This is a genomic window from Saccharothrix tamanrassetensis, from assembly GCF_014203665.1.
GTDB lineage: Bacteria > Actinomycetota > Actinomycetes > Mycobacteriales > Pseudonocardiaceae > Actinosynnema > Actinosynnema tamanrassetense.
This window is the reverse complement of the sequence record NZ_JACHJN010000001.1, coordinates 338,049-362,693: the sequence shown is the minus strand read 5'-3', so window position 1 is coordinate 362,693 and position 24,645 is coordinate 338,049. Positions and strand designations below refer to the sequence as shown.

The 24,645-nt window shown below is 74.1% G+C and carries 17 protein-coding genes; 4 read left to right on the top strand and 13 right to left on the bottom strand.

Annotated elements, in window-relative coordinates:
* Positions 1-116 precede the first annotated feature (116 nt).
* From FHS29_RS01570 to FHS29_RS01560, 3 genes are all read right to left on the bottom strand, one after another.
* Entirely contained in the window at positions 117-359 is a 243-nt protein-coding gene (locus tag FHS29_RS01570; RefSeq protein WP_184687512.1) for a hypothetical protein, read from the bottom strand.
* Positions 360-506: 147 nt separating this feature from the next.
* The gene (locus tag FHS29_RS37525; protein ID WP_312864692.1) at positions 507-1,760 is read right to left on the bottom strand and encodes a PP2C family protein-serine/threonine phosphatase; all 1,254 of its coding nucleotides are present in this window, start codon (positions 1,758-1,760) and stop codon (positions 507-509) included.
* Between the two features lie 214 nt (positions 1,761-1,974).
* Complete coding sequence (locus FHS29_RS01560) at positions 1,975-2,628, bottom strand: helix-turn-helix domain-containing protein (RefSeq protein ID WP_184687510.1); 654 nt, start codon at positions 2,626-2,628, stop codon at positions 1,975-1,977.
* A gap of 178 nt (positions 2,629-2,806) precedes the next feature.
* On the opposite strand from FHS29_RS01560, the gene FHS29_RS01555 reads away from it, so the two are divergent.
* Both FHS29_RS01555 and FHS29_RS01550 read left to right on the top strand, forming a co-directional pair.
* Complete coding sequence (locus tag FHS29_RS01555) at positions 2,807-3,646, top strand: hypothetical protein (protein ID WP_184687508.1); 840 nt, start codon at positions 2,807-2,809, stop codon at positions 3,644-3,646.
* A gap of 174 nt (positions 3,647-3,820) precedes the next feature.
* On the top strand, positions 3,821-4,120 hold the full coding sequence (locus tag FHS29_RS01550; protein ID WP_184687506.1) for a hypothetical protein: 300 nt from the start codon (positions 3,821-3,823) through the stop codon (positions 4,118-4,120).
* Between the two features lie 107 nt (positions 4,121-4,227).
* On the opposite strand, the gene FHS29_RS01545 is transcribed toward FHS29_RS01550, so the two are convergent.
* Complete coding sequence (locus tag FHS29_RS01545; RefSeq protein WP_184687504.1) at positions 4,228-5,562, bottom strand: carotenoid oxygenase family protein; 1,335 nt, start codon at positions 5,560-5,562, stop codon at positions 4,228-4,230.
* A gap of 103 nt (positions 5,563-5,665) precedes the next feature.
* Between FHS29_RS01545 and FHS29_RS01540 the strand changes: the two genes are divergently transcribed.
* Entirely contained in the window at positions 5,666-6,199 is a 534-nt protein-coding gene (locus FHS29_RS01540) for a PadR family transcriptional regulator (protein ID WP_184687502.1), read from the top strand.
* Positions 6,200-6,438: 239 nt separating this feature from the next.
* On the opposite strand, the gene FHS29_RS01535 is transcribed toward FHS29_RS01540, so the two are convergent.
* The 3 genes from FHS29_RS01535 to FHS29_RS01525 are packed head-to-tail and all read right to left on the bottom strand — an operon-like array spanning position 6,439 to position 19,410.
* Positions 6,439-7,473: a 3-deoxy-7-phosphoheptulonate synthase gene (locus tag FHS29_RS01535; RefSeq protein WP_184687499.1), complete on the bottom strand. Its 1,035-nt coding sequence runs from the start codon at positions 7,471-7,473 to the stop codon at positions 6,439-6,441.
* Complete coding sequence (locus tag FHS29_RS01530) at positions 7,466-8,920, bottom strand: DHA2 family efflux MFS transporter permease subunit (protein ID WP_184687497.1); 1,455 nt, start codon at positions 8,918-8,920, stop codon at positions 7,466-7,468. The genes FHS29_RS01535 and FHS29_RS01530 overlap by 8 nt, the downstream gene beginning before the upstream one ends.
* Positions 8,917-19,410, bottom strand: coding sequence for a non-ribosomal peptide synthetase (locus FHS29_RS01525; RefSeq protein WP_184687495.1), 10,494 nt, complete (start codon positions 19,408-19,410; stop codon positions 8,917-8,919). The genes FHS29_RS01530 and FHS29_RS01525 overlap by 4 nt, the downstream gene beginning before the upstream one ends.
* A 52-nt stretch (positions 19,411-19,462) precedes the next feature.
* On the opposite strand from FHS29_RS01525, the gene FHS29_RS01520 reads away from it, so the two are divergent.
* A complete protein-coding gene (locus FHS29_RS01520) occupies positions 19,463-19,609 on the top strand; it encodes a hypothetical protein (RefSeq protein WP_184687493.1) in 147 nt (48 codons plus the stop codon).
* Positions 19,610-19,779: 170 nt separating this feature from the next.
* Here the strand turns inward: FHS29_RS01520 and FHS29_RS01515 are convergent, their stop codons facing one another.
* The 6 genes from FHS29_RS01515 to FHS29_RS01490 form a co-directional block, all read right to left on the bottom strand.
* Positions 19,780-20,802 (bottom strand): FecCD family ABC transporter permease, encoded by a 1,023-nt coding sequence (locus FHS29_RS01515; RefSeq protein ID WP_184687491.1) that lies wholly within the window; start codon positions 20,800-20,802, stop codon positions 19,780-19,782.
* A complete protein-coding gene (locus FHS29_RS01510; RefSeq protein WP_184687489.1) occupies positions 20,799-21,797 on the bottom strand; it encodes a FecCD family ABC transporter permease in 999 nt (332 codons plus the stop codon). Before FHS29_RS01510 ends, FHS29_RS01515 begins: the two co-directional genes overlap by 4 nt.
* Entirely contained in the window at positions 21,794-22,798 is a 1,005-nt protein-coding gene (locus tag FHS29_RS01505; RefSeq protein ID WP_184687487.1) for an ABC transporter substrate-binding protein, read from the bottom strand. The genes FHS29_RS01510 and FHS29_RS01505 overlap by 4 nt, the downstream gene beginning before the upstream one ends.
* A gap of 76 nt (positions 22,799-22,874) precedes the next feature.
* Positions 22,875-23,729 (bottom strand): siderophore-interacting protein, encoded by an 855-nt coding sequence (locus FHS29_RS01500; protein ID WP_184687485.1) that lies wholly within the window; start codon positions 23,727-23,729, stop codon positions 22,875-22,877.
* Entirely contained in the window at positions 23,726-23,977 is a 252-nt protein-coding gene (locus FHS29_RS01495) for a phosphopantetheine-binding protein (protein ID WP_184687482.1), read from the bottom strand. Before FHS29_RS01495 ends, FHS29_RS01500 begins: the two co-directional genes overlap by 4 nt.
* Positions 23,974-24,642: an isochorismatase family protein gene (locus tag FHS29_RS01490; protein WP_184687480.1), complete on the bottom strand. Its 669-nt coding sequence runs from the start codon at positions 24,640-24,642 to the stop codon at positions 23,974-23,976. The genes FHS29_RS01495 and FHS29_RS01490 overlap by 4 nt, the downstream gene beginning before the upstream one ends.
* Positions 24,643-24,645 lie beyond the last annotated feature (3 nt).

Genomic DNA, 24,645 nt, shown 5'->3' with positions numbered 1-24,645 from the left:
GCCGGTACGTCGTATTCGGAGTAACCCGTTGTAGGGCGGGCAGACCTGGCCGTGCGTATGTCACCCGATCGGGAATGACGGTGCCGACCGCCGCGGACCGCGCGGTCCGGCGTCGGTCAGGCGGCTGTGCCGGGTTCGGCCCGGTCGTCGCGGGATGGCAGCACTTCCACGATGTTCGCCGTGTCCAGCACGACCGTGGAGTGGTCGGGCCGCAGCACGGGCACCCAGTTTCGGTGCGTCTCCGGGTCGACCACGTGCGGCCCGGTGATCAGGCCGTGCGCGAACACCACCGGATCGAGGACGTTGGGGTTCAGGTAGGTGACGATCGCACCACGACGGGGCTGGGATGGGTGAGTCATGGCAGCGTCCCTTCGGGAGTTGACGCCGGCCTTCCCCTCGGCCGGCACCCGGTGCCAAGCGGCGACCGTTCGACGTCCCGGTCGAATACCCGTGCGCCACCGCCATAACCTCTCGCCGGCCGGGCGTACACCGATTTCGGTCCCTGTTCACACGGTCGGGAGCAGCGCGCGCACCCGGTCGGGGCTCCACTCCACCAGCAGCAGGGTGGCGTCGTCCTGGAGCCGACCGCGCTGGTGCTGGAGCACGGCCCGGGTGATGCGGCGCAGCGTCTCGGGCGCGGGCAGGCCGGCGGCCTCGTGGCGTTCGGTGAGTTCGACCAGGCGGTCGTGCCCGAAGGGCTCCCCGTCCAGGCTGCGGGCCTCGGTGATGCCGTCGCTGTGGAGCAGCACCCGGTCGCCAGGGCGGAGCTGCCCGGTCACCGTGCGCGGTTCGGACGGGACGAGGTGGCCCAGGCCGAGCGGGGGGCGCACCGGGCCGTCGGGCAGGCCGACCACCTTCCCGTCGCGGAACAGCAGCGGCGGCGGGTGACCGGCGTTGACGTACTCCAGCCGGCCGGTGGCCAGGTCCAGCCGGGCGAGGACGGCGGTGGCGAAGCGCACCCGGCCGGACGGGTTCTGGGCGAGGATGTGCCGGTCGGCCAGCGCGGCGGCTTCGACCAGGCCCAGGCCGGTGCGGCGGGCGTTGCGGGTGGCGGCCAGGGCGATGGTGGTGGTCAGGCCGGCGTTCATGTCGTGGCCCATGGCGTCGAAGATGGCCAGGTGCGCACGGTCGGCGTCCACCGCGTAGTCGTAGCCGTCGCCGCCGACCTGGTCGTACGGTTCCAGCGAGGCGGTGACCACGAGCCGGTCGCAGGCGAAGGTCTGCGGCGGGAGCAGCTGCCACAGCAGTTCGGCCGCCACGGTCAGCGGCCTGGTGCGGCGCACGACGTGGAACAGGTCGCTGTAGTGCAGTTTCGACTGCACCAGGTGCCCGATCAGGCCGGACAGGGTCCAGCACCGCGCGCGCAGCCCGTGGTCGGTCGGATCGGCGCCGGCGGGCAGCGTCAGGTGCACCACGCCCAGCCGTTCGGTGCCGTTGAGCACCGGCAGCCACAGTTGCGGCGGCGCGTCGGCGGCCACGATCTCCAGCTCCCGGTAGGCGCGGCCCGCGTCGGACGAGGCGACCGGCAGCGACGGCCCGGTCCCGGCGTCCACCGGGTGCAGCTGCTGCTGGGCCAGGTCGACGAGGTACAGCCGGACCGAGATCCCGACCCGGGCGGTGGCCTCCCCGAGGATACCCGCCAACTCGTCGGCGCTCGCCACGTGCGAGGCATCGATGATCCCGCCGAGCACCGCGTGCCAGCGCACGTCGTCACCCGCTCGGGTCCGGTCGAGGTCCTGACCTGGTCCTGCGCTGTTCACGACAACCACCTTCCGGGTGAACGTGCGGACGGCCCGCCGGTCGCCCCCGGCCGGCACCGCACCGGTCCGTGTCGGGGTAGCCCCTGCCCGCCGAAGTCAACCTCGGGGAGGCCGCGGGAGAGCGGGAGGTCGGCGTCGCGTCTCGAGTGGACGGGGCCGCTGACTCCGTCCGCACCCGCCGCGTGGTCGTTCGGATCGCGAACACCGCTCGGGATCAGGGTCCGGGAGGGCAGTTCTGCGCCGCTCTGATGAACTTGCTGTCCGCGGTGACCCACCCGTCGCGACCATCGGGCAGCACGGTCCGGTAGCGCTTGTCCGTCCGGTTCCGGGTGTCGGCGCGGAACTTGGTGCCCTGCGGCCAGTTCGTCCACGCTTCGTCGCTGTCGGCGCTGCGGAACACGCGGATGTCGCGCGCCACCACTTCCATGCACCGCATGTCGCCGTCCCCGGAGGTCTCCGAGCCGGACCGCGACCAGGGGCGGATGAGCAACAACGCGGCCACCACGGCGGCGGCGGCGACCAACGTCCCGGTCACCAGGGGCCACCGATGCCGCCGTACCGCAGGCGCGTCGTCCGTCCGGGGTGGCGGCGTTGCCGCGTCGTGCCCCAACGGGGCCTGGGGGTCGGCCTTGACGTAGGCCCACTTCTCGCGCCACAGCTCCTTGTCGCCGCCGAGGGCGTGCACCAGGTCCTCGATGACCTCCCACGTCGGCAGCTTGCTCCCGTTGAAGGCCTGCGACACGACGGTCCGACCGTAGCCCGCCTGCCGGGCCAGTTCGGCGACCGGGATACCGCCGCGCTGCCTGCGTAAGTCCTGTAACTCGTGGGCGAACCGGGCGAGTCTCGTCCTGCTGTCGTCATTGCGCACGAAGGTCATTCTGACGTACTGCCCGCACACGACCGTTCACACACCGTGCACGGCGTTCGCGGTCTGCGCACGTCCTGTTCGCGGGGTGTTCACGGCTCTGGAACGCCGCTGGTCGCAGCCGACACGGTGGTCGGGAACCCGCGGCGGACCAGCCACGGCCGACGGAAGGGGAACGACGGTGCGGATCGGGACACCACGACTCGTCATGGCGGTGACCGCCGGGATCGCGGCGGTGGTGCTGTCGGCGCCCACGTCCGGTGCGGCCGGAGTCGGCGTCAACGCGGTCAAACCGGCGGCCACCGACTCGCACGCGCAGACCGGTATGGGACCGGGTTGGGTGATGGCGAGCTACAAGGCGAACGGGCCGATGGTGGGCTACCTGTTCGCGGAGGGCTTCACCTTCGCGGACGGCACCCGCAAACCCGGTCCCGACCACACGGACGTGCGCGGCATCGCCGAGGGCTCGGCCGGCAACACCGACGGGATCACCCGATGGCCGTGGGGCTACTCCGGCGGCTCTTTCGACGGGTGCGCCTACATCTACGGCACTCGCAAGCTGGGCCTCAAGCGGACCGGTTTCAGCAGCACGCGGTGCGCGAACGGGCCGTCCTTCCCCGGGTCCGCGCGCCCCGGCGGTGCGCCGGACGCGTTGCGCTGGTGGCACTCGGAACAGGTGTTCTGCACGACCGTAGACGGCCGGCCGCGCGACAACCTGTGCAACCAGTACGGGGTGTGGAGCACGAACAAGGGCGGCGGCCTCAAGGCGACCACGCCTCGGGCGGAATGCCCGGTCTACGGCAACATCGGCGCGGCGGCCGTCTACGGAGCCGATGGCGCCGCCATTCCGCGGCACCGACTCGGCACGGTTCCCGTGATCGACCCGAAAACCGGCGCCCCGTCGCGCATCGACGTCCGCTATGTGACGAAAGACCGCCAGTGGGTGATGGCGAAGTGGAACGACAACCGCTTCGTCGCCGGCATCGCGTGGGGCTTCTTCCCGCGCGGTTGCCTGAACTGACCGGCGAGGACGCGGTGCCCGTCCCGTGACAGTCCGGGGCGCACCGCCACCGACGCGCTTTCCGGCGCGGAACCACCAAGTTGGTCGACATCGATCGAAAGGCACACCTTGTCAGTCGAACTCGAAGAGGAGAAGCGCATGTCGTGGGTGAAAGGGGCGTACCGGTCCGCGGCCGTGACGCTCGCCGCCGTGGCGGTGGCCGGTTCCGGCGTTCTCGTCGCGGCAGGCACCGCATCGGCGGCCCCGACCGTGACCGCCGGTCCGTCGGTCCAGTCGCTCTGCAACACCAACCAGAACACCTGGGTGCGGGAGGATTCCGGATTCACGCGGATCCTTTACACCATTCCGCGAGGTGGTGGCTTCCGGCTCACGGGCAAGATCGAGTGGAAGGCCGGTCACAACTGGGCGCAGGGCCACGGCAACAACGACCCCACCGGCTGGGTTCCCTTGGAGAACCTGACCGGCTGCCACTGATCCCGAAGGGTTCGCACCCTGCGGATCCGTGAACCGTGGTCGGCCCGTACCGGACAGCGGTACGGGCCGGCCGCGCCCGGTGCGTCGGCTGTCGTCCCGAAGGCGGCTCAGGCGTCCGGGAACCACGAGCCGTGGAAGCCGGTCGGGACGCGGCGCGGAAGGTGCACCGATGCCACCGGACCGGCCTTCACGTCGGTCGCGTCGAGCACGCGGAGTTCGGACGGCACGGTGGTGTCTTCGTTGGTCACCAACGAGAGCAGCCACCCCTCGTCCTCGCCCCGCGCGTCCGCGGCCAGCACGAACACCGCTTCTCCCGCGTGCCACCCCGCGCCGAGGTCGTGCTCGTCGCCGTCGCCGGTGCGGGTGTCGTACTTGACGATCGTCCGCTCGCCGACGGTGTAGAGGTACTGGTTGTCCCGCCCCACGAGGGCGTCGTTGAGCGTCGGGAACTCCACGCCCCGTTCGTCGATCCGCTCCTCCGCGACCGAGCCGGAGGCCGGGTCCAAAATCCAGCGGTGGAGGGTGCTCGTGCCGCCGGCCGCCGCCGTGTCCACCGCCTCCTGACCGCTGCCGAGCGTCGGCCAGAAGCCGTCCCACATCGTGCGGTCGTAGCGGACCGCGTCGAGCACGACCCGGCCGGCGGCATCCTCCCGGGCGTTGCCGACGTGGAAGACGTAGCAGGACTCGACCTCGAACCACTGGACGGGACCGCCGTCCTTGGCCATGACGCCGATCCGGGCGCCGTAGTCGTCGTCCCAGCGGTACGGCAGCGCGCGCCCGACCAGGGCCATGTCGAACACGACCGGGAGGTCCAGCCACACGACGTGGTGCTCGGTGATGGCGAAGTCGTGCATCATCGTCGGCCCCGGCACGTCGACCGGCAGGCTCAGCTCCAGCTCGCCGGCGGCGGAAAGCCGGTGGTAGGTCAGGTACGGGGGCCGCACGCCGTACCCGAAGAAGTGCAGCTCGCCGGTCACCGGGTCCTGCTTCGGGTGCGCCGTCATGGCCGTGGTCAGCCGACCGCCGAAGTCGCACGGCCCCACGGTCTCCAGCTCGCGGCCGACCTCGTGCGGAAGGCCGTTCTCCACCAGCGCCAGCAGGCGTCCGGCGTGCTCGATGACGTGGGTGTTGGCGGTGACGGCGGCGAGGTCGCGGTTGCCGCGCTCGTCGACCGGCGGAACGCCGTCCAGTCGGGAGGTGCGCACCCAGCGGTTGCGGTACCACTCCGCGCGGCCGTCCCGCAGCCGCAGGCCGTGGAGCATCCCGTGGCCGGCGAACCAGTGCGGGCTGACCTCGCCCGGCAGCGGGTTCGGGCCGTTGCGGAAGTACCTGCCGACCAGCTCGGCGGGCAGTGCTCCGGTGACCGGCAGGTCCACCGCGTCGATCTCGTCGGGCACGGGTGCCAGGTGCCCGCTCAGGTATGCGGGCGTGCGCTCGTCCATGTGTCCCCCTCGTGGTGTGGATGCGCAACGCTGACAGGTACGTTCTGACGTGTCAATCGGTACATGTACCTGCCGTCAGTTAAAGTGAATCGCGGAGGTGGTCATGTCCCTGCGTCACGCGCTGCTCGGCCTGCTCGCCGAGCGGGCCCAGAGCGGCTACGACCTGACCAAGAAGTTCGAGCTGTCGATGAAGAGGTACGCCTGGCACGCCAGCCACAGCCACATCTACCCCGAGCTCAAGCGGATGGCGGCCGAAGGCCTGGTGGAGGTGGTCGACGAGGGCTTGCGCGGCAGGCGGACGTACGCGATCACCGGTTCCGGTCGCACCGAGTTGCGGAACTGGATGCTCTCGCCGCCGACGAACGCGGTGGTGCGCAACGAGGACGCGCTGCGCCTGTTCCTGCTGTCCTCTTTGGACAGGCCGGATGCCGAACACCTGCTCGGCCGCATCATCGACACGGCCGAACGGGAGGTCGCGCACATGCGCGAGGTCGTCGCGGACGTCGAGGGGATCGGCGACGCGGACGGCCCGCCGCTGTTCGGCCACTTCGCCGCGGAGTTCGGCCTGCGCTACCACCTCATGGAACTCGACTGGGCACGCTGGGCGCTGGGCAGGCTGACGTCCCCCGCCCGGTGACGGTTCTGCCCGGCGGTGGCACTGCCCGGTGACGGCGGCGGGCCCGCCGGCAGCGCGCGGGCCTCACCGGCGCGGGACCACAGTAGTCACCGCGCCGGGAGAGGCCCTGCTCGTCACCGGCCACCGGCATCCGCGACCGGACCCGCGACGACATCGCGCACGTCGAGTCGGCCCGCTCGGCTATGACGCCGGGCAGTAGTCCGGTACCCGGCAGCGGAGGGCCGCCGTCACCAACGCCGTCACCACCCCCGTCCCGTCAGCCGCCGGCGTGCGGCGCGGGCGAGGGTTTCCAGGTTGGGGATGGTGCGTTCCCAGCTCAGGCAGGCGTCGGTGATGCTGAGGTCCGGCGACAGCGGGACCATCGTCGGGGCCTGCCTGCCGTCGGCGAGGTAGGACTCGATCATGACGCCGACCAGGGCGTGGTCGCCGTCGGCGACCTGGTTCGCCAGGTCCTCGATGACGGCCGGTTGGCGGTTGTGGTCCTTGCCGCTGTTGCCGTGCGAGGCGTCGACCACCACGCGCGCGGGCAGACCGGCGGCGGTCAGGGTGGCCACGGCGGCGGCCACGCTCGCGGCGTCGTAGTTGGGGGTGGGCCCGCCGCGCAGCACCAGGTGGGCGTCGGGGTTGCCGGTGCTGCGCAGGGTGGTCAGCCGGCCGTCGGCCGCCACGCCGGGGAACGAGTGCGGCAGGCCGGCGGCGTGGATGGCGTCGATGGCGGTGTCGATGCGCCCGGAGACGCAGTTCTTCATGCCCACGGGCATCGGCAGCCACGACGCCAGGTGGCGGTGCGGCTGGCTGGCGACCGTGCGGGCACCCACCGCGCCCCAGGTCACCAGGTCGGCGACGTAGTGCGCCAGCATCGGGTCGACGAACTCGTAGGCCAGGGGCAGCCCGACCTCCGCCGTCTGCGCCAGGAACGACCGCCCCCGGCGCAGGCCGGTCGCGAGGTCGCCCTTGCCGTCGAGCGTGGGGTCGGGGAGCAGGCCGGTCCACCCGGAGACGGTGCGTGGCTTCTCCAGGTAGGCGCGCATGACCACCACGAGGTCGTCGCTGAAGCGCTCGGCCGCGGCCTTGAGCAGGTGCGCGTAGTCCAGTGCCGCGGCCGGGTCGTGCACCGAGCACGGACCGACCACCACGAGCAGTCGGGGGTCGCGGCGGCCGAGCACCGCGGCGACGGTCTCCCGGTGCCGCGCCACCGCTTCGGCCACCGGCGTGGGCTGCGTGTGCCCCGCCGCCACCTCGGCGGGTGTGGGCAGGGTGTCCAGGTCAGGCATCCGCTGAGCCCTTCTCGTCATCGTGCTGCCGGTCCACTGTGGACTCGGCCGGGTGGCGGCGGGGGAGTCTCGTCGCGCCGGCGGCCGCGACGAGGGCGAAGCCGAGCACCCACCAGAAGGTGTCGGCGAACGCCAGGGGGATGTCCGGTCCGCGCGCGGTGAGCCTCTGCTGGAGGACCACCGCGAGGACCGCCGTACCGATCGAGCCGCCCACCGTGCCGAGCATGTTCAGCGCGCCGGCCGCTTGGGGGAGTCGGGCGGGTTCGATCCTGCTGTAGACGATGTTCATCACGGGTGCGCCGATCATCGCCGCGCCGACGCCGCGCACCAGCAGCGACAGGGCGATCACCGAGTCCGGCAGCGCGTGTCCCAGCTGGGTGAACGGAGCCGTGCCGACCGCGACGAGCGCGATGCCGGTCAGCACGAGGGTGCGCGGGGCGACCGCGTCGACGACCCGGTTGACCAGCACGGAGCCCGCCGCCGCACCCAGGCCCTGGGGTGCGAGCAGCAGCCCGGCTTCCCACGGCGACAGGCTTCCGCCGGTCTGCAGGTACAGCGGCAGCAGGAACATCGTGCCGAACACCGAAGCGCCCAGCACGACCAGCGCCAACGCCGCCACCCCGAACGGTGGCCGGGCGAACAGCCGCGGGTCGATCAGCGGGGTCCGCCTGGTGCGCAACCCGTGCACCACGAACCCGACCAGCATCCCCAGGCCCACCAGCACGGTAGCCACGGCCACCGCGGGCGGGATCGCCCGGCCGTGGCCGATCCCGGTGAGGCCGAAGACCAGCACGGCCAGTCCCGGCGACAGCAGCGCCGCGCCGCGGAAGTCGAACGGCGAGCGCCGTTCCGCCGGCGGCACCACGGGGACGTGCCGGCGCGCCAGCAGCAGCGCGACCACCCCGATCGGCACGTTGACGTAGAACAGCCACGGCCAGTCCGCGACGGCGAGGATCGAGCCGCCGACGAGCGGCCCCAGCGCCGGGGACAGCAGCGGCACCATGCCGACCACGCTGATCACCCGGCCGATCCGGTCCCGACCGGCGGCCCGCCCGAGCAGGGCCTGGCCGGTCGGCGGGAGCAGCCCGCCGGCCAGGCCCTGGAGCACCCGGAACGCGATCAGGCTGGGCAGCGACCACGCCAGCGCGCACAGCACCGAGCCGAGCAGGAACACCGCCACCGCGACGAGCCAGGTCCGGCGACCGCCGAACCGGTCCGCCAGCCAGCCCGACGTGGGCACGGCGGCCACCACCGCCAGCAGGTAGGCGGTGCTGACCCACTGGATGTCGGTGACCGAGGCGTCGAACCGGTCGACCAGCGCGTCGATGCCGACCGCCACGATCGTGCTGTCCAACGTCGCCATGAACGTGCCGAGCACCAGCACGAACGCGGTGCGCCACAGGGCCGCGTCCACCGGGCGGGCGGCCCGCACCTCTGCCCCGCTCATGTCCGTCCCGCCTGTCGGCCGAGGAAGTCGGCGGCGTCCTCGTCGAAGCGCCCGGGGAGTTCCCGGAGCACCGCCTGCAGGTCGGCGGCCAGCGCCGCCACCTCGTCGGCGTGGAACAGCCCGGCCTGGTAGCCCAGCACGCCCGCCCAGCCGCCGCCTTCGGGCACGACGGTCAGGGTCAGCGGGTGGTGCGTCCGCTCCCGGAACCTGGTGCCGGTGACGACCAGGCCGGGCGCGGGTTCGCGCAGTCGGTCCGGGTCCACCGGGTAGTTCTCGAAGACCACCAGGCTGTCGAACAGCCGCCGGCGCCCGGTCAGCTCCTCCAGCGCGGGCAACCCGACGTGGTGGTGCTCCACCATCGCCTGCTGCCGCGCCTGGAGGTCGGCCAGCGAGTCGCCGACCGTGCCCGCGAACCGGGCGCGCACCGGCACGGTGCCGGCCAGCAACCCGATGATGTCCTCGATCCCGTCGACATCGGCGGAACGACCGGAGACCATCGCGCCGAAGCAGACGTCCCGGCGGCCGGAGCGCGCCGCGAGCACCGCCGACCACGCGCCCTGGAGCACCGTGTTCGGCGTCAGCCCGCGTTGCGCGGCGGCCTTGGTGAGGGCGGCGACCGTCGGGGCGTCCACCTCCAGCAGCACCGGGTCCGCCGCGCCGACCGCCTCGGGCCGGTCACCGACGAGGTAGTCGCCCTCGGGCAGCCCCGCCAGTTCGGTGCGCCAGGCGCCCAGGTCGGCGGCGTGGTCGCGGGCGGCCCGCCACCTCAGGTACCGGGCGAACGGGACGGGCGCGGGCAGCGCGCGTTCCGGTGCGTCGCCCCGCACCCGTGCGGCGTAGAGGGTGAACAGCTCGGTGAGCATGCGCGGCGCCGACCAGCCGTCGGACAGCACGTGGTGGCTGGTCATCACGAACTCGTGGCGCTCGGCACCGCGCCGGACCACGGTCAGCCGCACCGGCGGTCCGACCGCCAGGTCGAACGGTTCCGCGAGGTCGGCGTCCAGCACCCGCTCGACGGCGTCCGCAACGTCCGCAGCGTCCACGGCGGACACGTCGACGACCCGGCAGTCCGGACGGGGATCGGCCGGGATCACCTGGACGTCGTGGGACGGAGGGAACACCGCGCCCAGGTTCGGGTGCCGGCGCAGCAGATCGGCCCCGGCCGCGTGCAGCGCCTCGACGTCGAGCGCCCCGGACAGCGAGAACGCCGCCTGCACCGTGTACGGGTCGTCGCCGTGCGCCCGTGAGTGCCGCAACATCAACTCCTGCAACGGGGTCAGCGGCAGCACGTCGGCTACCGCGCGGTCCCGTTCCAGCGCGTCGATCGCGGCCTGGTCCAACGCGACCAGCGGCAGGTCGGACGGCGTGAGACCGGCCCGTTCGCGCACGGCGGCGTCGGTGGCGATCCGCACCGCCGCCCGGCGGAAGCACTCGGCCAACTCCTCGATCTCCGCCTCGGTGAACAGCGCCGAGGGCCAGCTGAACCGGACTCCGAGCGCGTCGCCGTCGCCGTCGTCGCGCGCCAGGGAGTTGATCATCAACGGGTAGGGCAGCGGCAGGTCGTCACCGCCGCCGGACCCCAGCGGATCGGCGTCCGGCGGGGCCTGCCACGGCGTCTCCCCGGCCGGCGGCGCGGGGAACCGGCCGAGGTGGTTCCAGCTGATCTCCGGTTCCCGGACCGGTGGGCCGTCGTCGGCGAGGATGCCGTGGCCGAGGCCGTCGCCGGCCGCGCGCAAGCTCTCCTTCACCGACTTCAACGCCTCCGGCACGCCCGCGTCGGGCAACGAGATCCGCGCCGGGTGGATGGCGGTGAACCAGCCGACGGTCTGGGACAGGTCGACCGGACCCGACAGGTCCGGCGTGTGCTCCGGGCGGCCGTGGCCCTCCAACGCGACCAGGAGGTCCGCCGGACCGCCGCGCCACGCGCTCACCGCCTCGGCGAGCGCGGTGAGCAGCACGGTGTCCGGCGTGGTGCGGTAGGCGGCGGGCAGTGTGGTCAGCACCGTCCGGGTCGTCTCGGGATCCAACCGGAGGTGGTGGTGCACCGCGGTGGCCACGGTGTCGCGGACGGGGTCCGGCGCGGACGCCGCCAGCCGTGCGACGGGCGCGTCGGCCACCCGTTGCCAGTGCGGCAACTCCGCGCGCCGGTGGGGCACCGCCTCGCGCAACGACCGCGCCCAGCCCAGGAAGGACTGCCCGTGCCTCGGCAGCGCCGGCACGGAGACGCGCCCCACCCCGTCGGTGGTGGCGGTGCGGTAGGCGTGCGCGATGTCGTCGAGCAGGACCCGCCACGACACCGCGTCGACCACCATGTGGTGGGCGACCAGGGCAAGCCTGCCGGGACGGGCGGAACCGGCGTCCACCCACACCACCCGCAGCAGGGGCCCCGTGCGCAGGTCCATCCGGGCGCGGGCGTCGGCGATGTGGGCGTCCACCACGGCACGCAGGTCGTCGGACTCCGTCGCGGGCACGTGGATCAGCACGTCCGCACCGGTCACCGCACCCACCGCGGGGATGCGCAGCACCGGCTCGCCCGCGTCCGCCAGGTGGGCGCGCAGGGCGTCGTGCCGCGCCAGCACGGCGTCGAGCACCGCGCGCCACGTCGCCGGTTCACCGCCGGCGGGCACGCAGACCTCGACCCACTGGCAGAACCCGTCGGCGGACGCGCCGGCCGCGTCGCAGCGGCGCAACAGGTCCCGCATGACCGGGGTGAGCGGCGCGTCGCCGATCGCGGGCGACTGCTCGACCTGGTCGACACCGCCGCAGCGCGCGGCGATCCCGGCGACGGTGACCCCCTCGAACACGTCCCGCGCGGAAAGGCTCAGCCCTTCGCGCCGGGCGCGGGAGACCACCCGCAGGGACACGATGCTGTCGCCGCCGATGTCGAAGAACGCGTCGTCCAAGGCGACGTCCTCGATGCCCAGCACCTCCCGGAACACCCCGAGCAGCACGGCTTCCGCGGGCGTGGCGGGTTCGCGCGCCGGGGCGCCGGCACGGACCTCCGGCGCGGGCAGCGCGGCCCGGTCGAGCTTGCCGCTGGGGCCGAGCGGCAGGCTGTCCAGCACCACCAGCGCGGTCGGCACCATGTGGTCGGGCAGCTCACCGGCGAGGTGCCGGCGCACCTGCTCGCGGTCCGGGTCGGCGCCGTCGGTGGGGATGACGTAGCCGACCAGCCGGCGCTCACCGGGCCGGTCCTCGCGGACGACCACCGCGCACGCCCGCACGTCCGGGTGCCGGGTCAGCACCGTCTCGATCTCCGACAGCTCGATCCGGAAGCCGCGGATCTTCACCTGGTGGTCGGCCCGGCCCAGGAACACCAGTTGGCCGTCCGGGCGCCAGTGCACCAGGTCCCCGGTGCGGTACATCCGGTCGCCGGGCGCGCCGAACGGGTCGGCGACGAACCGCTCGGCGGTCAGGTCCGGGCGGTTGACGTAGCCGCGCGCCACCTTCGGCCCGCCCAGGTACAGCTCGCCGGTCACCCCGACGCCGACCGGCAGCAGGCCGCCGTCCAGCACGTACGCCCGCACACCGGGGTCCGGCCGGCCGATCGGCAGCGGACCGGGGTCGTCCGCCTCGTACCGCCACATCGTCGCGTTGATGGTGACCTCGGTCGGGCCGTAGGCGTTGAACAGCGCCCGGCGGTCGCCCCAGCGGCGGGCCAGTTCGGGGTCCAGGCGTTCCGCGCCGACCATGAAGAACACGTCGGGGGACACCGTGCGGTCGTCGGGCATGGCGGCCAGGAACGACGGCAGCAGGTTCACCCCGGTCACCCGGTGCTCGACGATGTAGTCCAGCAGCTCGTCGCCGGGCACCCGCACCTCCTCCGGCGCGATCACCGAGGTGCCGCCGGACAGCAGCGGCACCATGAACTGCCAGAACGCCACGTCGAAGCTGGTCGACGCGAAGTGCAGGTACCGCTCGCCCTCGGTGACCCCGACGATGTCCTCCTGCAGGGCGATCAGGTCCGGCACACCCCGGTGCGGCACCGCGACGCCCTTGGGCTTGCCGGTGGTGCCCGAGGTGTAGATGACGTAGGCCAGCGAGTCCTCGGTGAGGTCACGGCGGGCGTCGACCGGATCGGTGTCCCAGGTGGACGGTCCGGCGACCGTCTCCGGGTCGTCCAGCCCGAGCACCGGCACCTCGGCGGGCAGCGCGCCGCCGAACACCGCGAGCGCCTCACCGGTGGTCACCACCGCCGCCGGCGTGATGTCCTCGAACATGTACGCCAGGCGGTCCTTCGGGTAGCTCGCGTCCATCGGCACGTACACCGCGCCCGCCTTGAGCACGCCGAACAGCGCCACCACCATCTCCACGTCACGGCCCAGCAGGACCGCGACGGCGTCCTGCGGCTCCACCCCGCGCGCCAGCAGCGCGTGCGCGAGGCGGTTCGCCCGCCGGTCCAGCTGGGCGTAGGTCAGCGCCCGGTCGCGGCAGACCACCGCCTCGGCGTCCGGCCGCCGCCCCACCCAGCCGGCGAACTCGTCCAGGCAGCCGCCCCTCGGCTTGGTGTGCGCGGGACCGTCGCCCATGCGCAGCAACCGGTCCCGCTCCTCGTCGTCGAGCGCCCGCAGCCGGGCGATCGGCCGATCCGGGTCGACCACGATCTCGTGCAGCAGGTTGCGCAGCCAGCGGCCGAAGCCCCGCACGGTGGCCTCGTCGAACGCGTGCGGCTGGTAGCCCAGGCCGAGCGAGATCTCGTCCTCGGGCATCACGATGACGGTGAGCGGGTAGTGCGTGGCGTCGGTGATGTCCACGCCCACCAGGTCCAGGCCGGGCGCGAGCGTGGTGCGCTGCCTGCTGGAGAGCGGGAAGTTCTCCATCACCAGCATGGTGTCGAACAGGTCGCCCACGCCGGTCGCCCGCTGGATGTCCGGCAGTCCCACGTGGTGGTGGTCGGCCAGTGCCACGCTCTCCTCGTGCACCTGGTCGAGCAGGTGCGCGGCGGTGTCCGCCGGCGCGCACCGGACCCGGACCGGGATGGTGCCGCCGAGCTGGCCGATCATCGACTCGACCCCGGCCACCTCGGCGGGGCGGCCGGAGACCGGGCAGCCGAACACCACGTCCCGCCGACCGGTGAGCCGGCCCAGCAGCACGCCCCACGCGGTCTGCAACACCGTCGTCGGCGTGACACCCCGGTCGCGGGCGAACGCGCGCAGCCGTTCGCTGAACTCCACCCCGAGGCCGACCCACACCCGTTCGGGCCGGTCCACCGAGGCCGCCGACCCGGCCGGAGCCAGCCGCGTCCCCTCGTCGACACCCGCCAGCGCTTCCTGCCAGGCGCCCAGCGCGGCGTCGTGGTCGCGCTCGGCCAGCCACCGGTGGTACTCCGCCAACGGCGGTGCGGCGGGCACCGCCGGGCCGCCGCCGAGCTCGGCGTAGAGGCCCAGCAGGGTGCGGCCGACCAGCGGCATCGACCACCCGTCGAGCAGCGCGTGGTGGTTGGTGATGACTAGCCGGTGCCGGTCCTCGCCCAACGTGCACAGCAGGAAGCGGATCAGCGGCGGCTCGCCGGTGTCGAACGGGCGGGCCAGGTCGGCGCGGGCGTGCTCCTCGAACAGGTCGTCGCGTTCGGCCTGGTCGTGCCCCGACAGGTCGACCTGCCGCCAGTCCAGGCTCACCCCGGCCGGGATCACCTGGACGACATCGCCCGCCGCCGTGGTGTGCAGGAACACCCGCAACGAGGAGTGCCGGCGCAGGAGTTCCCCGGCGGCGGCGCGCATCCGGCCCGCGTCCAGCTCCCCTTGCAGCAGGGTCTGCGCCTGCACGACGTAGACGTCGGTGTCCAGGTCGCCGCGCACCAGGCTGTGGAAGGACAACCCGACCTGCAACGGCGTGGCGGGCAGGACGTCGGCGATCGGACCGGTCCGTTCCAGCGCGTCGACGGCCGCCTGGTCGAGGTCGACCAGCGGCAGGTCCGACGGGGTGAGCCCGCCGCCGTCGGGGCCGATCCGCGCGGCGTGCGCGGCGAGCGCCGTCAGCGCGGTGTCCCAGGCGCGTTGCAGGCCCGCCACCGCGTCGGCCGGCAGCACCTCGCGGGCGGCCGTCCACTCCACGGCGATCCGGGGTTCGTCGTCCTCGTGCACGAAGCAGTTGAGCGCCAGCACCTGTTCCAGTGCCTTGCCCACCGGTTCGACGACCGCGAACGCGTCGCGCTCGGGCAGCCGCCAGCCGGTGCCGGGCAGCGCGGCGAACCGGCCGAGGTAGTTCAGCAGCACGTCGGGCGGCGGGGTGGCCGCGAGCTCCGGCCCGGCGACCGGGTCCAGGTGGCGCAGCACGCCGTAGCCGATGCCGCCGTCGGGCACCGCGCGCTTGGCCTCCTTCGCCGCTTTCAGCAACCGCCCGGCGGCGTCGCCCCCGGCCAGCGCGTCGGCCAGGTCGGCGTCGGCACGCACCGCGTCGGCGGGCACGCGCACCGGGTACTCGCTGGTGAACCAGCCGACCGTGCGGGACAGGTCGGTCCCGGCCGCGAGCTGCTCGCGCCCGTGGCCCTCCACGGTGACGGTCACCGCGTCACCGCCCCGCCGCCAGATCCGCACCGCCAGCACGAGCGCTGCCAGCAGCACCTCGTCCACGCCGGCGCGGTAGGCCGCGGGCAGTGCGGCGAGGACCGCCGCGGTCACCTCGGCCGAGGCCGTCGTGGTGGTCCGGTCGGCGGTCGCCACCGTGTCCACGGCCTGGTCCAGCGGCCGGTCGCCCAGGCGGGTGCGGTCGAGCGTGCGCCGCCAGTGGTCCAGTTCGCCGCGGCGGGCACCGTTCCCGCCCTGCTCGGCGAGCAGGGCGGCGTGCCGCCGCCACGACGTGCCGACCGGGGCGAGCGCCTCCCCGGCGCAGGCCGCGCGCAGGTCGGGTAGCAGGACCCGCCACGACACCCCGTCCACCACCAGGTGGTGGGCGACCACGACCAACCGGTCCGGCAGGTCCGACGCGGTGCGCAGCAGGCCCACCCGCACCAGGTCGCCGGACCGCGGGTCGAGCGCGCCGGCCAGCTGCCCGGCCAGCGCGGTCACCTCGTCCTCCAGGTCGCGGGCGCTGTCGGCGACGAACTCGCCCACCACCGGGCCCGCGGGGACCGCGCCGCGCGGGCGGACGACCAGCTCGGCGGAGGAACCCACCAGCAGCCGCAGCGCGTCGTGGTGCTCCAGCACCGCGCCCACGCCCCGGACCAGGTCGTCGAAGGCGAGGTCCTCGTCCACCCGCAGCGCGGTCCACTGCGCGTACCCGGCCACCACGCCGAGGTCGGGGTGCGGGTCGAGCAGGGCGCGCACAATCGGCGGCGCGGGCACCGGTCCGGTCGGCTCGTCCGGCGCGAGGACGGGCCCCGCGCCGATCTCCTTGCCGGCCGCGGCCAGCGAGGCGAAGCTGCGGCGTGCCAACAGGTCGCGCGGTCGCAGCTCCAGGCCGCGGGCGCGCAACCGGCTGCTCACGCTGATGGCGGTGATGCTGTCCCCGCCCAGGGCGAAGAAGTCGTCGTCCACGCCGACCTGCTCGGTGCCCATGACGTCGGCGACGGTCTCGACCAGCAGCCGCTCCCGTTCGGTGCCCGGAGCCCGGCCGGTCTCCGTCCGGCGCGGTGCCGGCAGCGCGGCCCGGTCCAGCTTGCCGTTGACCGTGACCGGCAGCTCGTCCAGCACGACGACCGCCGCCGGCACGAGGTGGTCGGGCAGCCGCTCGGCGAGCGTGGACCGCACCGACTCGGGGCTGACCACGACACCGGCCGCCGGCACCACGTACCCGACCAGCCGGGGCGTCCCGGCGTCGGTGCGGACCACGGCCGCCGCCGCGCTCACCCCGGCCAGCGCCCCCAGCGCGGCCTCCACCTCGCCGACCTCCACGCGGTGGCCGCGGATCTTGACCTGGCCGTCGTGCCGTCCCAGGAACTCCACGCCCCGGCCGGGCACCCACCGGGCCAGGTCGCCGGTGCGGTACATCCGCGCACCGCGGCCCGCGAACGGGTCCGGCACGAACCGCTCGGCGGTCGCCGCCGGCCGTCCCAGGTAGCCGCGGGCCAGGTGCGGCCCGGCCAGGTACAGCTCGCCGCGCGAGCCGGGCGGCACCGGCTGCAAGGCGTTGTCCAGCAGGTAGATCCGGGTGCCCGCCAACGGGAAGCCGATGGTCGGCGCGTCGCCGTCGATGCGGGCGGTGGTGCTGTCCACGGCGGCCTCGGTGGGGCCGTACATGTTGCGCGCGGTGACACCGGACGCGGCGACGCGCCGCCACAGCGCGGGCGGTGTGGCCTCGCCGCCCAGCACGAGCAGCACCGGGCGGTGGTCGGAGTCCAGCAGACCCGCCTCCACCAGCGGGGCCGCCATCGACGGCGTGGTGTCCACGACGTCGATCCGGTCGCGGGTGTAGGCGGCCAGCAGCGCCTCGGCGTCACGGGTCAGCTCGGCGTCGTAGAGGTGCAGCTCGTGCCCGCACAGCAGCCACATCAGCTGGTCGAGCGCCGAGTCGAAGGCGAACGAGTACGTGTGGGCGACCCGCAGCCGCCTGCCCGCGGTCCGTTCCGCCTCGGCGACCGTGGTCGACCGGTGGTGGTGCAGCAGTGCGGCGAGGCCGCCGGCCCGACCCAGCACGCCCTTGGGGCGGCCGGTCGACCCGGAGGTGTGGATGACGTAGGCGAGGTGCTCGGCGTCGCGCGGCGCGGCGAGCTCCACAGTGGACAGTGGCGCGTCGGACAGGTACGACAGTTCCGCGGACGTGTCGGGGGCGTCGAGCAGGACGCGGGGAACGGTCTCGGGCGCGATGTCGGCCGTTGCCCCGACCGCCAGGACGAGGGCCGAACCGGCGTCGGCGACCAGTTCGCGCAGCCGCTCGGGCGGGTGTTCGACGTCCAGCGGCAGGAAGGCCGCGCCGGCGTCCAGGACCGCGAGCAGGGCGACGACCATCCCGACCGAGCGGGGGAGCGCGAGCGCGACGATGTCGTCCGGCCCGATCCCCCTGTCCCGCAACAACCTCGCCAGCCGGTGCACCCGTCCGACCAGGTCCTCGGTGGTCAGCCGGTCGGCGCCGTGCGCCAGCGCGGTCTGCCCCGGCCGGGCGGTGACCAGCTCGTCCAGCAGGGCGGGCACGTCCCGCGGCACGCCGGGCAGCGCGGGCGTCGCCCACTGGGCCAGCAGCGCGGCCCGCTCGTCGCGCCCGACCAGCTCGACCCGGCCGATGGCGGGGGAGTCGGGTCCGCTCAACGCGACCAGCAGCCGGCGCAGCGCGGTCAGCTTGCGCTCGACCGCGGCCTGGTCGTGGGTGCGCGCGTCGACCTCGAAACCCAGCAGCAGACCGCCGTCCCCGGTCGGCAGCACGCTCAGCCCCATGTCCTCCGGCGGCCCGCCCGCGACGTTGCGCAGCACACCCGTCGCACCCGCGAAGTCGATCGCCAGGTCGAACGCCTTGAGGTTGACGCCCCGTCCGTGCAGCAGCGCGCCCGCGCCGGGCACGGCCAGGTCCTTCGGCAGGTTCTCGCCCCGGTAGCGCTGGTGGGACCGCATCTCGCGCATCGCCACCGCGACCCGCCTGCTCAGCTCGCCCAGCCCGTCGCCGCCCCGGACCTCGACCCGCAGCGGCAGCACGTTCACCGCCATGGCGGGCGTGCGCAGCGCGGAGCCCGTGCGGCACATCAACGGCAGGGCGAACACGACGTCCGTGCGCCCCTCCAGCCGGTGCAGGAACGCGGCGTAGCAGGCGATCAGCGCCTCACCCCAGGTGGTGCCTTCGCGTTCCGCGAGCGCGCGCAGCAGGTCCACCTCGTCGGACGGGATCACGGCGCGCGCGGTCAGCGTGCGTTCCGGCGGACCGGCCGTCGCGGCATCGCCGTCGGCCAACTCGGGCAACGGGGTCAGCCGGTCGCGCCAGTACTGCCGGTCCTGCTCGAACCGCTCGCTGCCGAGGTAGGCGCGGTCGGCGTCGACCAGGTCGGCGAACCGGCCGAAGGTGGACGGCGGCGGCGGGTCGCCGTTGACCAGGGCGGTGTAGTGCGCGGCGGTGCGGCGGGCCAGCATGGCGGCGGTGTAGCCGTCGAAGACCAGGTGGTGGCCCAGCTGGGTGAACCACACCTCGCGGTCGGACAGCCGGATGACGGTGTGCGAGAACAGCTCCCGGTCCACCATCCCCCGGCACTCCTCGGCGACGCGCTGCCGTTCGGCGTCCACCAGCGCGTGCGCGGCGGCGACCGGATCGGGTTCGCCGCTCAGGTCGACCACCCCGGGCAGCCCGACGGGATCGTCGCGGACCTCCTGGCGCGGCCCGGCCGGCGTGTCGAAGACCCGCAGCCGCAGGCTCTCCGCTTCCTCGGTGGTGGCGCGGATCGCCTCGGCCAGCAGCCGGGTGTCGACCGGCTCCGGGCCGGAGATCTCCACCACGTCGCCGACCAGGTAGTACGGCGAGTCCGGCTCCAGTCGCTGCGCGTGCCAGATGCCCAGTTGGGCGCTGGTCAGCTCGAAGACCGTGTCGACCGGTGCGGCCGCGGTGGTGCGGGGCTGGACGTGGGCGGTGCTCAACTCACGCTCCTAGGTTCTCAGGGGTTCGGCCACGCGGTCCGCGCCGACCGGGGTGGACAGCGCCGACCGGCAGGGCAGCGCCGACCGGCAGGGCAGCGGCGACCGGGTGGGCAGCGGTGACCGGGTGGGCAGCGGTGACCGGGTGGGCAGCGGTGACCGGGTGGACAGCGGCGACCGGGTGGACAGCGGCGACCGGTAGGGCGTCGGTGACCGGGTGGACAGCGGCGACTGGGGGAAGGCGGCGGCCGGCGGCCGGATCCGGACGTCCTCGGCGCAGGCCGGGGTGCCGGGCGGCCGGACCGGCGCCCTCATGGGCCGCCGGCGCACTCCGGCGGTCGTCGAGGGGTAAGCCCCCGGCGGGAGGTGCGGTCACGATCGCCGCACCTCCTTGGCGAGCAACCAGATCAGGTAGCACCCGCCGATCGCGGTGCTGACCACGCCCACCGGGAGCGAGACGGGCGCCAGCAGCAGTTGGGCGACCAGGTCGGCGCCCTGCAGCAGCACCGCGCCGACCAGCGCGGCGGGCAGCAGCGGCACGCCGGGCGCACCGGCCAGCCGACGACCGATCTGCGGCGCGGCCAGCGCGATGAACGCGATGGGCCCGGCCACGGCGGTCACCGTCGCGGTGCAGCCGACGCCGATCAGCACCAGTTGCAGCCGCAGCCGCTCGACCCGGACCCCGGTGGTCACCGCGACGGCCGTGCCCAGTGCGGACTGGTGCAGCGCGGGGGCGCGGGTGGCCAGCACCGCCAGCAGCACGGTGATCACCGCGAACGGGATCCGCAGGTCCTCCCAGTCGACGCCGTTGAGGGAGCCCGCGCTCCACCCCACGGCGGCGATGGCGATCTCCAGTTCGGCGCGCAGCACGATCCACGAGTTGACCGCGGTCAGGATCGCGTTGACCGCGATGCCGATCACGACCAGTCGCAGCCCGGACTGGCTGCCGCCCAGGGAGAGCAGGTAGACCGCCGCCGCGGCGAGCACGCCGCCCACCACCGAGCCGGTCGTCAGCTGCGCCGACGTGCCGGACAGCACGGTGATCGCGACCAGCGCCCCGGTGTACGCGCCCGCGTCGAGCCCGATGATGTCCGGGCTGCCCATGGGGTTGCGGGTGATGTTCTGGAAGATCGCCCCGGCCACGCCGAGCGCCGCGCCGAACACCAGGCCCGCGAGGACCCGCGGCAGCCGCCACTCCCGGATCACCACCCCGGAGCCGCCGCCCGAGCCGGTCAGCGCGGCGAACACCTTCGCCGGGCTCGCCCAGGTCGGGCCGTAGCTCAGGCCGAGCAGCCCGACGCCGGCGATGACCAGGGCCATCACCCCGACCAGCACCAGCGTGCGGTGCTTGACCCGCACCGAGAACACGCCCCGGCGCAGCACCACGGCGGTCACAGCGGCACCGTCCCGTACCGCCGGACCGCCCAGATCAGCACCGGGCCGCCGAGGAACGCGGTCACGATGGCGACCGGCACCTCGCCGGTGGGCAGCAGCACGCGCGACGCGACGTCCGCGACCAGCAGCAGGACCGGGCCCAGCACCGCCGCGAAGGCGGTCAGCCAGGGCACCGAGGCCCCGGCCGCCCGCCGCGCCAGGTGCGGCACCATCAGGCCGACGAACAGGATCGGCCCGGCCACCGCGGTCGCCGCCCCGGCCAGCACGGTGATGATCACCAGCGCGGACAGCCGGACCCGGGCCACGTTCGCGCCCAGCGTGTGCGCCACGTTGTCGCCCAGCGTGACCGCGTTGAGCTGCCTGCTCAGCAGCAGCGCGCCGACCACGGCCAGGCCGATCGCCACCATGGGCAGCGTGGTCGGGGCCTGCTCGCGCCCGGCCAGCGACCCGACCGCCCAGAAGCGGTACCGGTCGAACACGGTCGGCATCAGCAGGCGCAGCCCCAGCGACACGCCGGCCAGCACCGCGCTCAGCGCCACGCCGGTGAGCACCAGCCGCAGCGGCGAGCGGCGCCCGACCGAGTAGACCAGCACCGCGGCCGCCACCGCGCCGGCCACCGCCAGCCCCAGCTCGGCGGCCGGGGCGGCGGCCAGCCCGAGGGCCGAGCCCAGGGTGATCGCGAACCCGGCGCCCGCGGTCACCCCGAGCACGCCCGGCTCGGCCAGCGGGTTGCGGGACAGCACCTGGACCAGCGTGCCCGCCACGGCCAGCGCGGCACCCGCGCCGACCGCCAGCACCGCGCGGGGCACCCGGACGTCCCGGACCACCGTGTGGTCGCCGGAGCCGTCGTAGGCCAGCAGCGCCCGCACGACCTCGGCGGGGGCGACGGTGTGCGCGCCGATCCCGACGCTGATCACCGCCACCCCGATCAGCAGGACCAGCGCGGCGGCCAGCAGCACGACGCGCGTGCCCCGGCCGCGGCGCGTGGTGTTCACTTCGTGAGCAGCGGCGCGAACGCCTGGTCGACCGCGTCCAACGTCTTCATGGCGGCCTGGTAGGTGGCGGCCTCGGTGTAGCGGAACGGGTAGGTCTTGCCCGCCTTGACCGCCGGCAGGTTCTTCCACAGCTCGGAGTCCAGGACGTACTTCACGTTCGGCGGGACCGAGCCGTCGGCGTTGACGGAGTACGAGATGCCGTCGGCCTCCGCGAGCGCCGTCGGCAGTTCCTCGATCGACGGGTACTCGCTGACGTCGCGCCCGCCGCCGCCCTTGACCTTCACCTGGCCGTAGTAGTTCGCACCCGCGTCCTGGGCGACGTTGGTGCCCCACGAGCCGTTGAACTCACGCTGGAAGTTGCCCTTGGCGACCTCGCCGTACGCGCCGACGTGGGCGAGCTTGAGCTTGGGCAGCACGTCCGCGTACTTCTTCTTGATCGACTCCGCCTTGGTCTGGTACTCGCCGCGGGTCGCGTCGAACTTGGACAGCGCGCCCGCCGCGTCGGCCTGCTTGCGGGACAGGTCGCGCCAGGCGGACGGCACGTTCGGGCCGATCGCCACCACGGGCGCCACCTTCTCCAGCCGGGCCAGGTCGATGTCGGCGAGCACCGGCTTGGGCACCCCGATCACGATCAGGTCGGGCTGCGCCTCGGCGATGGCCTCGTAGTTGGTCTCGGCCGCCGACTCGCCCGCGACCTTCGCCAGCTTCTCGTAGGTGGCCAGGTCCTCCGCGGTCATCAGCGGCAGGCCGCGCTTCCACGTCGAGATCCCCACGAGGGGTGCGTCCGCCTCCAGCAGGGCGGGCACCGCGTAGCCGGTGGCCACCACGCGCTTGGGCGAGACCGGGATGGTGATGTCGCCGTTGTCGGCCTTGAAGACCCTGGTCTCGGCCTTGCCTTCGGGGGCGGCGCCGGTGTCACCGGAACCGGAGCCACAACCGGTGGCCACGGCGAGGGCGAGCACCAGCGCGCCGGCGAGTCGGGGTGATCTGACGATGGACATGCGTGTTCCTCGTGATTCGGCGGAGATCGGCGGTCGGACAGGGGTAGGGGACAGGCGTCGGGGATCGGGGTCGGGGTCAGTGGTCGTGGTCGTCGTCGAAGTCGGCGACGCCCCGCTTCCAGTAGCCGGTGATGTCGTGGTCCTCCTTGGCCAGGCCCAGCTCGTCGCGCACCCAGCGGCGCAGCGGTTTGAGCGCACCGGCCTCGCCCGCGATCCAGGCGTAGACGCGCTCGCCCTCCGGCACGGACACCGTGCGCACGGCGCGTTCCAGCACGCCGCCCACCCCGGGCGGCACGTCCCCGCGGTGCAGCCAGTGCACCTCGACGTCCTCGGGCGCGGACAGCGGGATCTCCTGCGTGGCGTCGGCGACCTCGATGAACGCCCAGCCCGCGGCGGTCCGGGGCAGTTCCTCCAGCCACCGGGCGATGGCGGGCAGCGCGGTGATGTCGCCCGCCAGCAGGTACCGGTCGTAGCCGTGCGGGACGATCAGCCCGCCGGGCGGTCCCGCGACGTGCACGACCTCGCCAGGTTCGACCGTCAGCGCCCACTCCGAACCCAGCCCGCCGTCGTGCAGGGCCACGTCGATGTCGATCTCGCCGGCGGCCGGGTCGTAGCGGCGCACGGTGTACTCGCGGGAGGTCGGCGAAGGCCGCGGCCAGCGCAGCGTCTGCCCGTTCGGCTCCGGCAGGCGCAGCGTCCCGTCGGGATCCGGGAAGACCAGCTTCACGTGCTCGTCGGGGGAGTGGGCCTCGAACCCGGCGGCGCCCGGCCCGCCCAGCGTCACCCGCAGCAGCCCGGAACCGACCATCTCCTTGCGCACCACGGCGGTCTCGCGGATGCGGATCGGGTAGGGCACCTTCTCCGCGCTCCGGCCCGCCCGCACCTCGGCGATCCGCTCCAGGTGCCGGTGGCGGTGGTCGACGCGGCTCACACGCGTTCCCCCGCCCCGGTGACCAGCGCCGTCCAGTGCCCCAGCTCGGGCTGCTCGGCCAGGTCGGCGAACTCCAGCCGGGTCGCCCCGGCCGCCCGCCAGCGCTCGACCAGGCCCATGATGCGCACCGAGTCGAGCCCGAGGTCGAGCAGGTCCGCGTCCGGCGCGAGCTCGGCGGGGTCGCACCCCAGCAGGTCCGCGACATCGGCGCGGACCTGGTCGGCGGACAAGGGGGACGTGCTGCTCATCGTGGTGCTCCTGCCGGGACGGGCGCCGACAGCGCGGCCAGCGCGTCGGCGGTGGTGGTGACGGCCCCGCAGCGCTGCGCGACGTACTCGCAGGCCTGGTCGTGCCGTTCGCGGGAGAAGTCGGCGACGGCGTCGCCGACCAGGAAGGGCCGGATGTCGCGCATGAACGCCTCGACCGCCGTGGCCTGGCAGCCGATGTGCGCGTACACGCCGGTGATCAGCAGCTGGTCGCGGCCCCGCGCGGCGAGCTGCTCGCCGAACGTGCTGCGCTGGAACGCGCTGTAGCGCCACTTGACCAGCACGGTGTCGTCCGGCTCGGGAGCCAGGTCGGCGACGATGTCCGCGGCGCGCGGGTCGGTGTCGATGACCGCGCCGATGCCCGGTCCCCAGAACTCGGTCAGCAGCCCCCGGTCGGCGGCCTCCTGGTGTCCCGGCTGCGCGGTGTAGAACACCGGCACGCCGTGCGCGCGGGCCGCCGCGACCAGGGCGGCGATGTTGGCCGTCATCTCCGGGACGGGCGCACCCTGGTACGGGGCCAGGAAGTAGCGCTGCGTGTCGTGGACCAGCAGCGCCGCCCTGCTCGGGTCGGGCCGCCAGGCCACCCGGCCCGCCGGCAGCTCGGCCGCGGTGGGCAGTGGGTACGGCTGGATCTTCGGCAGGGACACGCC